At 70.0% G+C, this 10,586-nt stretch carries 10 protein-coding genes; 3 read left to right on the top strand and 7 right to left on the bottom strand.

Features of this window, described 5'->3' with window-relative positions; genetic code table 11:
- The first annotated feature begins 64 nt into the window (after nucleotides 1-64).
- Both D4739_RS07765 and D4739_RS07760 read left to right on the top strand, forming a co-directional pair.
- Nucleotides 65-571, top strand: a complete 507-nt coding sequence (locus D4739_RS07765; RefSeq protein ID WP_120060020.1) for an Lrp/AsnC family transcriptional regulator — start codon at nucleotides 65-67, stop codon at nucleotides 569-571.
- 157 nt (nucleotides 572-728) lie between these two features.
- Entirely contained in the window at nucleotides 729-2,003 is a 1,275-nt protein-coding gene (locus tag D4739_RS07760) for a Glu/Leu/Phe/Val dehydrogenase dimerization domain-containing protein (protein WP_120061796.1), read from the top strand.
- A 5-nt stretch (nucleotides 2,004-2,008) separates the two neighbouring features.
- Here the strand turns inward: D4739_RS07760 and ccsB are convergent, their stop codons facing one another.
- The 6 genes from ccsB to hemL are packed head-to-tail and all read right to left on the bottom strand — an operon-like array spanning nucleotide 2,009 to nucleotide 7,936.
- Complete coding sequence (ccsB, locus tag D4739_RS07755) at nucleotides 2,009-2,887, bottom strand: c-type cytochrome biogenesis protein CcsB (RefSeq protein WP_120060019.1); 879 nt, start codon at nucleotides 2,885-2,887, stop codon at nucleotides 2,009-2,011.
- Nucleotides 2,884-4,539 (bottom strand): cytochrome c biogenesis protein ResB, encoded by a 1,656-nt coding sequence (resB, locus tag D4739_RS07750; protein ID WP_120060018.1) that lies wholly within the window; start codon nucleotides 4,537-4,539, stop codon nucleotides 2,884-2,886. The genes ccsB and resB overlap by 4 nt, the downstream gene beginning before the upstream one ends.
- A complete protein-coding gene (locus D4739_RS07745) occupies nucleotides 4,539-5,321 on the bottom strand; it encodes a cytochrome c biogenesis CcdA family protein (RefSeq protein ID WP_120061795.1) in 783 nt (260 codons plus the stop codon). The genes resB and D4739_RS07745 overlap by 1 nt, the downstream gene beginning before the upstream one ends.
- A complete protein-coding gene (locus tag D4739_RS07740) occupies nucleotides 5,314-5,907 on the bottom strand; it encodes a TlpA disulfide reductase family protein (RefSeq protein WP_120060017.1) in 594 nt (197 codons plus the stop codon). The genes D4739_RS07745 and D4739_RS07740 overlap by 8 nt, the downstream gene beginning before the upstream one ends.
- A complete protein-coding gene (locus D4739_RS07735; RefSeq protein WP_120060016.1) occupies nucleotides 5,904-6,599 on the bottom strand; it encodes a histidine phosphatase family protein in 696 nt (231 codons plus the stop codon). The genes D4739_RS07740 and D4739_RS07735 overlap by 4 nt, the downstream gene beginning before the upstream one ends.
- Entirely contained in the window at nucleotides 6,596-7,936 is a 1,341-nt protein-coding gene (gene hemL / locus D4739_RS07730; RefSeq protein ID WP_120060015.1) for a glutamate-1-semialdehyde 2,1-aminomutase, read from the bottom strand. The genes D4739_RS07735 and hemL overlap by 4 nt, the downstream gene beginning before the upstream one ends.
- Before the next feature lie 221 nt (nucleotides 7,937-8,157).
- On the opposite strand from hemL, the gene D4739_RS07725 reads away from it, so the two are divergent.
- The gene (locus D4739_RS07725) at nucleotides 8,158-9,405 is read left to right on the top strand and encodes a lytic transglycosylase domain-containing protein (protein ID WP_182920345.1); all 1,248 of its coding nucleotides are present in this window, start codon (nucleotides 8,158-8,160) and stop codon (nucleotides 9,403-9,405) included.
- A 109-nt stretch (nucleotides 9,406-9,514) separates the two neighbouring features.
- Here the strand turns inward: D4739_RS07725 and hemB are convergent, their stop codons facing one another.
- On the bottom strand, nucleotides 9,515-10,510 hold the full coding sequence (gene hemB / locus D4739_RS07720; protein WP_120060013.1) for a porphobilinogen synthase: 996 nt from the start codon (nucleotides 10,508-10,510) through the stop codon (nucleotides 9,515-9,517).
- Nucleotides 10,511-10,586: the final 76 nt, after the last annotated feature.

Here is a 10,586-nt window from a genome sequence, read left to right as displayed (position 1 = left end):
ATCGTGCGTTCTTCGGCCATGATTGTCGGAGGTTTGCAAGTCAATCTGCATAGAAGGAGTGCTCATGCGGCACGGCATCGAGCTCGACGAGATCGACCTGGCCCTGCTCACCTCGCTGCACGAGGCGCCCCAGATCGGGGTGCTGGAGACGTCGCGACGGATCAAGGTCGCACGGGCCACCGTCCAGGCACGGCTGCGCAAGCTCGAGGAGGCGGGCGTGATCGCGGGCTACCAGCCGCAGATCGACCTCGCCGCGGCCGGCTTCGGCGTCCAGTGCTTCGTCCAGCTGCACATCGCGCAGGGTGAGCTGGACTCCGTGGCCGACGAGCTGGCGGAGATCCCGGGCGTCCTGGAGGCGTGGGCCACGACCGGCGACAACGACATCCTGTGCCGGGTCGCGGCCGCCTCGCACGAGGGCCTGCAGGAGACGCTGGTGCAGCTGAGCCGCCAGCAGTTCGTCGCACGATCGAGCAGCATCGTGGTGCTGTCGACGATCGTGAAGCCGCGGACCCTGCCGCTCCTGCAGACGGTCGAAGCGAAGCCGTCACGCGCACCCCGCTATCCGCGCTGACCCATCGGGCCGGCGACTCCGACCAACGGCGCCGGACACCGCTCGACTAGGCATCCTGCCTAGAGAACAGCCTCCCGAAGTGGCCCGAGGTTGCCTCGCCGCACATGTTGCCAGTCACATGTTGCAGATCGCCTGCCGCAGCGCAACGGTGGGCGACATGAAGGACCTCCTGGCCCGGTTCGAGAGCACACCTCCCGAGGTCGTGTTCGAGTGGCACGACTCGGAGACCGATGCTGTCGGCTGGGTGGTGATCAACTCGCTCCGAGGCGGTGCCGCCGGCGGTGGCACCCGGATGCGGGCTGGCCTCAACCGCCGCGAGGTCGAGTCCCTGGCCAAGACGATGGAGGTCAAGTTCACCGTCGCCGGACCGCCGATCGGCGGGGCCAAGTCGGGCATCGACTTCGACCCGTCCGACCCGCGCAAGGACGGGGTGCTGCGCCGCTGGTTCGCCGCGGTCGCGCCCCTGCTCAAGGCCTACTACGGCACCGGCGGCGACCTCAACGTCGACGAGGCGTCCGAGGTCGTGCCGATGACCGAGGCCAACGGCCTGTGGCACCCGCAGGAGGGCATTGTCACCGGCCACTTCCACGCGGAGGGGTTCGAGCGCATCCAGCGCGTCGGCCACCTGCGGGCCGGGGTCGCCAAGGTGGTCACCGATCCCGCATTCGCCCCGCCCGCGCGTCCCGGGACCACACCGCCGAGCGTCGCGGACCTGGTCACCGGTTGGGGCGTCGCCGAGGCAGTACGCCACTACTACGACCTGTACGGCGGCGACCTGGCCGGCAAGCCTGCCGTCATCCAGGGCTGGGGCACCGTCGGCGCCACCGCGGCGTACTACCTCGCACGCATGGGCGCCCGGGTCATCGGCATCATCGACCGCTCCGGCGGCATCCTCGAGCCCGCGGGCCTCAGCCCCGAGCGGGTCGCCGAGCTCTCGGCGACCCGTCGCGGCAACCAGCTCTCCGCGCCCGACCTCGTGCCGTTCGAGGAGGTCGACGCCGCCATCTGGTCGGCAGGCGCCGCGATCTTCCTGCCGTGCGCGGCGTCGCGCCTGGTCACGCGACCGCAGGTCGACGCACTCCTCGCCGGCGGCCTCGAAGTGGTCTCGTGCGGGGCGAACGTGCCCTTCGCCGACGACGAGATCTTCTACGGCCCGACCTACGAGCACGCCGACCGGCACGCTGCCGTGATCCCCGACTTCATCGCCAACAGCGGCATGGCGCGGACCTTCGCGCTGCTCATGGAGAGCACCACCCAGGACACCGACGCGGCCATCTTCGGCGACGTCTCCGCCTCGATCGGCAGCGCTCTCGCGGCCTGCCGCCAACGCCGGCGCGAGCCCACCGGCATCGCCGCCGCGGCCGTCGAGATCGCGCTGCAACAGCTCGTCACCCCACAAGCCGCCGACGTGCCGCTCACGCAGAGCGCCTGATCAGGTCACTTCGAGTAGGAGTGGATCGAGCTTCCGCCGAAGAAGAAGTTGATCCCGATGAAGTTGAACCACAGCGTCGCCAGGCCGATCAGCGCGATGATCGCAGCGTTGCGGCCCTTCCACCCGGCGGTCGCACGCGCGTGCAGGTACGCCGCGTAGACGACCCAGGTGATGAACGCCCAGATCTCCTTGGGGTCCCAGCCCCAGTAGCGCGACCAGGCGTAGTAGGCCCAGATGGGGCCGGCGATCAGCGCCGCGAAGGTCCACACCGGGAAGGCGAAGGCGTGCAGCCGGTAGGCCATCCGGTCGAGGACGTCCGCCTCCGGGAGGCCCTTGAGACGTCCCGATGAGCGCAGCAGGAAGAGGATCGAGACCACTCCGCCGAGCGTGAACATGCCCGTCGCGATGATGGCGGCAACCACGTGGATCACCAGCCACGGCGAGTTCAACGCCTCGGTCAGCGGTGCCACGGGCTCGTAGAGCCAGAGCACGTCGGCCATGAGCACGATGACGATGAGCAGGACCACCCACGGCCCGAGCCAGTCGTGGACATGGCGGCGGTTCAGCACGACGTAGGTCAAGGTGACGACGAAAGAGGCGGTCAGCGTGAACTCGTACATGTTGCCCCACGGCACCCGGTCCGGGTCCGCGGCCATGCCCCGCCCGACCAGCGCCACGAAGTGGATCACCGTGGCGAAGGCCGTCAGCACGTAGGCGAACCGCCCGAAGACCACCGGGCGATTCCCTGCCGAGGCCGCCGCAGCCACGGGCTCGCCACGTCCCGCCGCCCACTGGCCGAGGTAGGCCAGCATCGCGAGGAAGTAGATGACTCCGCAGCCGGCCACGGCCTGGTTGCTGAGCGTCTCCCATGCCTGGTTGGTCACTGCTTCTCCTCAGGTACGCCGACGGCAGGGCTGCCGCTCAGCAACGTCATGATCGCCTCGATCTCGCCCGTGAGGTCACCGCCGGCAGAGCGGTCCAGCCCGGCCACCTCGACCAGCGTCTCGCCGGAGGGGCCGGCAACCGCGCGGACCCAGAGCCGGCGCGGCCGGATGAAGAGCGAGCCGAGCAGCCCGAGCAGCGCCAGGATCGCGCCACCGAGCGCGAACGGCGTGCCCGGGCGCTTGCTGACCTGGACCCGCACCCAGGGCTCGACGCCCTCGAACGTGACCGACCCGTTGGCTCCCGGGAGCTGGACGGTCTCCCCCACCCGCAGGTCGACGCGGAACATCGAGCCGTCCGGCTTCTCCAGGAGCGAGAGTCCGTCCTTCTCGAGCGCGTAGACCGACTGGGATCCGCCATCGTTCATGCCCAGGTCGCCGGCGTACGCCTGCATGGTGAGGTAAGGGTTCTTGTCGTCGCCGAACATCGAGCCGAACTGCATCGGGTCCTCGTTGTAGGTCGGCAGGAAGAGGCCCTCGAGCCCGATCTGCCGCGGCTTGGCGTCGGGCACCTTGATCACGCCGAACGACTGGAAGGTCTGCTGGTTCTCCGGCAGGAACGGCGTCGGGCCGGAGTAGGCGACGTTGCCCTCGCCGTCCTTGACGGTGACGACGGGGGCGTAGCCGTGGCCGATCAGGAAGACGCTCGTGCCGCCGATGGTCAGTGGGTGGTTGACGCGCAGCGGGTAGGAGTCGCCCTCGCCCTTGTCGTCCCACCAGGTCAGGTCCGCCACGAACTTGCGGGCCATGCCGGCGCGCGGGCCCTTGATCAGCCACTCGATGTCGAAGTCGTCGACCGTGAAGCCGAAGCCGTCGAGCGCGTCGGCGTTCGTGAGCGAGCCGGCCGCGAAGTCGTCGTACAGGGTCGGGGTGTTGGTGAACGAGTCGCCCTTCACCACGATCGCGCCGCCCTTGTAGCCCCACACGCTGCCGAGCGCGACGCCCGCGAGGACGACCAGCACCGCGATGTGGAAGACCAGGTTGCCGGCCTCGCGCAGGTAGCCGCGCTCCGCGCTGATCTCGAAGGAGTACGGCGCGGTGTGGTCGACGCCCCTCAGTTGCTCGGACCGAACCCGGTAGCGACGCCGGCGGAGGTGTCGGATCGCCCGGTCGCGGATCTCGTCGGTTGAAGCCTGGACCTCGGCCGCTGCCGAAGCGGGCAGCCGCTGCAGGTTGCGCGGCGCGGCGGGCGGGGCTGCCCGCAGCGCGTTGAAGTAGACGCGGGTGCGCGGCAGGATGCAGCCGACCAGCGACACCGCGAGCAGCAGGTAGATCGCGGAGAACCACGCCGACTCGAAGACCGAGAACATGCCGAGCTTCTCGTAGACCGGCGCCAGCTTGGGGTGGTCCTCCTGCCACTGCGTGACCGCGTAGGCGTCCACGGAGGTCTGCGGGATCACCGAGCCGGGGACAGCTGCGAGGGCGAGCAGGAAGAGCAGGATCAGCGCCGTGCGCATGGAGGTGAGCTGGCGCCAGGTCCAGCGCAGCAGCTCGCGGGGCTTCAGCTCGCTCGGGAGCGGCCGGGCCTCCTTGCCAGAGCCGGTCGTGTTGCCCGAGTTGTTGCCCGGGTTGTTGCCCGGGCTGTTGTCCGCCATTACGCCACCGTCTCGAACTGGCCGATGAGCCGGACCTGCAGCCACTGGACGGCGTAGTCGTACCACCCGAGGACCATGGCGAGGCCGACGAGCACCAGCATCAGGCCACCGATGCGCATGACCAGCCGCTGGTGGCGGCGTACGAACCCGAAGGCCACGAGCGCGCGCTCGTAGAAGAGCCCCGCCGCGATGAACGGCAGCCCGAGGCCGAGCCCGAAGACGCCGGAGAGGAGCGCCCCGCGGCCGGCGGTGGCCTCGTTCAGCGAGAGGGCCGTGATCGAGACCAGGGTCGGGCCGATGCAGGGCGACCAGCCGAGCCCGAAGAGGAAGCCGATCACCGGGGCGGCAGCGAGCCCGACGGCGGGCATCGAGTGGATCCGCCAGTCCCGGTTCAGGAACCCCATGCCGGGGATCAGGCCGGCGAAGAGAAGGCCCATCGCGATCACGAAGAACCCGAGCCAGAACGTGATCGCGGCGCGGTTGGCGAGCAGCGTCAGGCCCATCTCGCCGAGCGCGCCGACGGTGGCGCCGAGGGTCACGAAGACGGCAACGAAACCGAGGACGAAGAGCACGGACCCGAGGAGAAGCCGGCCGCGACGGGCGATGCCGCCGTTGCCCTCGGCGAGGTCGGCTCCGGAGAGCCCGGTCGCATAGGAGAGGTAGCCGGGCAGCAGCGGCAGGCAGCACGGAGAGAAGAACGAGATCAGGCCGGCCAGCAGAGCGACCGGCAGCGCCACGATGAGCGAGCCCGAGAACACCGTCTCCCGGAAGAAGTCAGACACGCGGACCACCGGCGCCCTCGATCAGGTCCTTCAACGTGACCTGGCTGGGCAGCTCCCCCAGGATGCGCGCCGCGATGCGACCCTCGGTGTCCAGCACCAGCGTCGACGGGATCGCATTCGGGGGCACCGTGCCACGCAGCGCGAGCAGGGTGGCACCGCCCTGGTCGTCGAAGGACGGGTAGGTGATGTCGAAGGTGCGCTCATAGGCCAGCGCGTTGTCGCGGGACGGCTCGCGCACGTTGATGCCGACGAACTGCACAGCCTTGTCGTCGTACGCCGCGTCGACCGCGACCAGGTCCGGCGCCTCCACGCGGCACTCTGCGCACCACGACCCCCAGAGGTTGACCACGACCACCGCACCGCGGAAGTCGGCGAGGTCCAGCTCGTCGCCGTCCAGCGTGGTGCCGGAGATCTCCACCGGCTCCGCGCGGTCGGCTGCCGCGATCTCGGTGACCTGTCCGTTGCCGGAGACGTAGCCCTTGCCACCGGTGTCTGCGAACCCGCTGCACCCGGTGAGGGTGAGCAGGGCGGTGAGCGCGACAAGGGTGGCCAGGGCAACAGCGCCCCGGCAACGGCGGTGGATCAAGGCCGGTGCTCCTGCGGGGCGTCTCCGGCCGAGAACGGCGCGTTCTTGTCGCCCGCAGGGATCAGGTGGCCGGCGGGCTCGGAGTAGGTCACCGAGGTCAGCTGGTCGCCGGTGAAGTTCAGCGACGTCAGGGAGCAGAGGGTGCACTGGCGCTTGCGCGGGTCGTGCAGCATCGACCGCTTCTCGACGAACATGCGCGTCGTCCAGATGGGCAGCTGGTGGGAGACGATGACTGCCTCGTGGCCACGCGCGACCTCGCGGGCGTCCTCGACCGCCGCCATCATCCGAGCGGAGATGACGCTGTAGGGCTCGCCCCAGGACGGCTTCAGCGGGTTGTAGAGCTTCAGCCAGGAACGCGGGTCCTTGAGCGGGTGGTCGCCCTTGCCGAACTGCTTGCCCTCGAACCAGTTCTCGGACTCGATCACGCGGTCGTCGGTGACGATCTCGAGGCCACGGGCCTTGGCCAGCGGTGCCGCGGTCTCCTGAGCACGCTCCAGCGGCGAGACCCGCAGGTGCGTGATGTCGCGGTGCTTGATCGCGTCGGCGACGGTCTCGGCCATCAGCTTGCCGCGCTCGGAGAGGTAGTAGCCCGGACGGCGGCCGTAGAGCACGCCCTCGGGGTTGTGCACCTCGCCGTGCCGCATCAGGTGGACGGTTGTCTTCTCGGGCTGGTTCTTCTCGGGCGTGGTCATGCCTTCGCTCCCTGGGTCGCAGCAACAGCGGCGGCTTCCGCCGCGGCCGGGAGGGCGTCCAGCACGTGCTGGATCGCCCGGTCGTCGTGGGCCGAGGAGAGGAACCACGCCTCGTACGCCGAGGGCGGCAGGTAGACGCCGCGGTCGAGCATCGCGTGGAAGAACGCGGTGTACGCCGGGAGGTCCTGCTCGCTCGCCTCGGAGAAGTTGGTGACTGCGGTGTCCTTGAAGAACACCGAGAACATCGTGCCGCTGGCCTGGATGACGTGCGGGACGCCAGCCTTCGTCAGCGCCTCGGCAGCCGCCGCCTTGATCGTCTCGCCGGCGGTGGTGATGTGGGAGTAGACGTCGTCGGTCGCGAGTCGCAGCGTGGCAAGGCCGGCGGTGGTCGCGATCGGGTTCCCGCTCAGGGTGCCTGCCTGGTAGACCGGGCCCTCCGGGGAGAGCTGGCTCATCACGTCGGCACGGCCACCGAACGCCGCTGCCGGGAAGCCGCCGCCCATGACCTTGCCGAAGGTGACCAGGTCGGGCTTCCAGCCCTCGACGGCACCGTCGAGGCCCCACTGGCCCAGCTTCGATGCACGGAAGCCGGTCATGACCTCGTCGGAGATGAACAGTGCGCCGTTCTGCTTGCAGGTCTCGGCGAGGAAGGCGTTGAAGCCGGGAGCAGGCGGGACGACGCCCATGTTGCCCGGCGCTGCCTCGGTGATCAGGCAGGCGATCCGGTCGCCGAACTCTGCGAAGGCGGCCGTGACCGCGGCCCGGTCGTTGTAGGGCAGCACGATGGTCAGTCCGGCGCTCGACTCCGGCACGCCGGGGGTGCCGGGGACGGCCAGCGTGGCGAGGCCCGAGCCGGCCGAGGCCAGCAGCGCGTCGACGTGACCGTGGTAGCAGCCGGAGAACTTGATGATCAGCTCGCGACCGGTGAAGCCGCGGGCCAGCCGGATCGCCGACATCGTCGCCTCGGTGCCCGAGGAGACGAAGCGGACCTTCTCGACCGACGTGCGCGCGACGAGTTCCTCGGCGAGCTCGACCTCCGGCACGGTCGGGGTGCCGTAGGAGGTGCCGCGGGTGACCGCCTCGAGCACGGCCGCCTGGACCTCGGGATGGGCGTGCCCGAGCAGCATCGGGCCCCACGAGCAGATCAGGTCGACGTACGCGTTGCCGTCGACGTCAGTGAGCCAGGCGCCCTGCGCGGAGCGGATGAACCGCGGCGTCCCGCCGACCGCGTTGAAGGCGCGCACCGGAGAGTTCACGCCACCGGGAGTGACGGTGCGCGCGCGGTCGAAGAGCTCGGCCGAGCGCGCGGTGGAAAGCTGTGTGGAGGGGCTGGTCACCGGGTCATTCTGTCCGACCGCACAACCCGCGCGCGGGCGGGCCCGGGGAGCGAGCGCCCGCCGGATCAAGAAGTTTTCGAGATTTGCTGTAACAGGCGCGTCATACTTGACCACATCGCGCGTTCCCTCTCTGGCGTTGTAACCTTCGCCACAGCACCTGAGGGCGTCCGTCTGTTGAGGGACAGCATGGATGTTCGCGAAGAACTGGGAGAGCAATCACGATGTCAGCACCGCGCTTCGGCAAGCTCCAGAAGGCGACCGCACTGGTCCCGCTGGCTCTGCTCTCGACCGCTTGGACGGCCAACCTGGCCGGCGTGAGCGGCGCGACGTCCGCAGACGGCTCCCGGCTGCCCGATGGTTCGATGGTGCCGATCGAGGCCCTCGAAGACCCGGCCAGCTTCTCCATCCCGGGCAACATCGGCCTGGGCATCGCCGAGGGTGACGGCGCCAAGATCGTCGCCGCCTCCTCGACCAACGGCATCCCCACCGCAGCCCTCGCCGCCTACCAGCGCGCCGAGACCGTCATCAACGCCGCCGACAAGGCCTGCCACATCGACTGGGCCCTCATCGCCGCCATCGGCCGCGTCGAGTCCGACCACGGCCGCTACGGCGGCAACACCCTCGACACCAAGGGCGTCTCACACCCCGGCATCTACGGCATCGCCCTCGACGGCACCCACAACACCCAGGCCATCAGCGACACCGACGCCGGGCAATACGACCGCGACAAGGTCTGGGACCGCGCCGTCGGCGCCATGCAGTTCATCCCCTCCACCTGGTCCGTCGTCGGCGTCGACGCCGACGGCGACGGCAAGCGCAACCCCCAAGACATCGACGACGCAGCCCTCGCCGCCGCCGTCTACCTCTGCTCCGGCAACGACGACCTCGGCGGCGAGACCGGCCGACGCACCGCCGTCTTCCGCTACAACCACTCCCAGGAGTACGTCGACCTGGTCCTCAAGATCCGCGACGCCTACCTCCAGGGCGACTACACCGCCGTCCCCAACTACCTCGCCTCGGCCTACACCTTCAGCCCGCCGACCAGCTACACGCCCATCGGCGGCGGTCGCGGCGGCAAGACCGGCCCGGGTGGCGGCGGCCAGACCACCGGTCCCGGTGGCGGTTCCACGGGCGGCGTCTACACGCCTCCGACCGATGGCACCGGCGGCACGGGCGGTGGCGGCGGCACGGGCGGTGGCGGCGGCACGGACGACCCCGTGACCGGCGGCACGACCGGCGGCTCCAAGGCCATCACCGACGCGATCAAGGGCACCACCGACACGGTGACCAAGGTCGTCGAGGACACCACGAAGGTCGTCACCGACACGGTCACGACGCTCACGCTCACTGCCGCACGGACCCTCTGCACCACCGAGGCCACGGTGACCGACCTCACGACGCCGCTCGTCGCCGACTACAAGAAGTTCTACGACGCGTGCATGACCCGCAGCGGCTTCCCCGGACAGTGACGCAACACCTCTGAACTACGCGAAGGGCCTCGATCCACTGGATCGGGGCCCTTCGCCATTCGAGCCGCAGGGAGGGTGGGGTTACGGATCCGGCCGCCCCACGCCAGGATCAGCGGCGGAGCAGGCGTGCGGCCTCGGCTGCCCAGTAGGTCAGGACCACGTCGGCGCCCGCACGGCGGATCGAGAGCAGCGTCTCGAGGATCGCGGCCTCACGGTCGATCCAGCCGTTCGCGGCGGCAGCCTCGACCATCGAGTACTCCCCCGAGATGTTGTACGCCGCGACCGGGACGTCGACTGCCTCCCGCACGGCGCGCACGACGTCGAGGTAGGCGAGCGCGGGTTTGACCATGACCATGTCGGCGCCCTGCTCGACGTCGAGCATCGCCTCGCGCACGCCTTCGAGCCCGTTGGCCGGGTCCTGCTGGTAGCTGCGGCGGTCGCCCTCGAGCGAGGAGTCGACCGCCTCCCGGAAGGGGCCGAAGAAGGCGGAGGCGTACTTCGCGGAGTACGCCAGGATCGCCACGTCGTCTGCACCGCTGGCGTCGAGGGCATCGCGGATGACCGCGACCTGGCCGTCCATCATGCCGCTGGGGCCGACGATGTCGACACCGGCGGCTGCCTGCACGCGCGCCATCTCGGCGTACACCGCGAGGGTGGCGTCGTTGTCGACCGCGCCGCTGTCGGTGAGCACGCCGCAGTGACCGTGCGAGGTGAACTCGTCGAGGCAGAGGTCTGCCATGACCGGGAGCGCGTCGCCGACCTCGGCCTTCACGTCGGCGATGGCGACGTTGAGGATGCCGTCGGGATCAATCGCACCGGAGCCGTCGGCGTCCTTCGACGAAGGGATGCCGAAGAGCATGATCCCGCCGAGCCCGAGGTCGGCTGCCTCGGCGGCCGCCTTCCGCAGGCTGGCGCGGGTGTGCTGCACGACGCCCGGCATCGAGCTGATCGGGTGCGGCTCGCTCAGGCCTTCACGGACGAAGACCGGCAGCACGAGCTGGCGCGGCTCGAGCGTGGTCTCGGCAACCAGGCGCCGGAGTGCCGGAGTGCGCCGCATGCGCCGCGGCCGGATGACGGGGCCGAGCGGGCCAGTCGGTTCGATCATGGCGCCATCCTCCCAGACCCTGCACAGTTGCGGCGGGGGCGTCGGCGGCGTACTTCGCGCGCGATTCGGGCACTTG

The sequence above is a fragment of the Nocardioides cavernaquae genome, from assembly GCF_003600895.1.
Taxonomy (GTDB): domain Bacteria; phylum Actinomycetota; class Actinomycetes; order Propionibacteriales; family Nocardioidaceae; genus Nocardioides; species Nocardioides cavernaquae.
The sequence above is the reverse complement of the archived record's forward strand: the minus strand, read 5'-3'. Positions and strand labels throughout refer to the sequence as shown.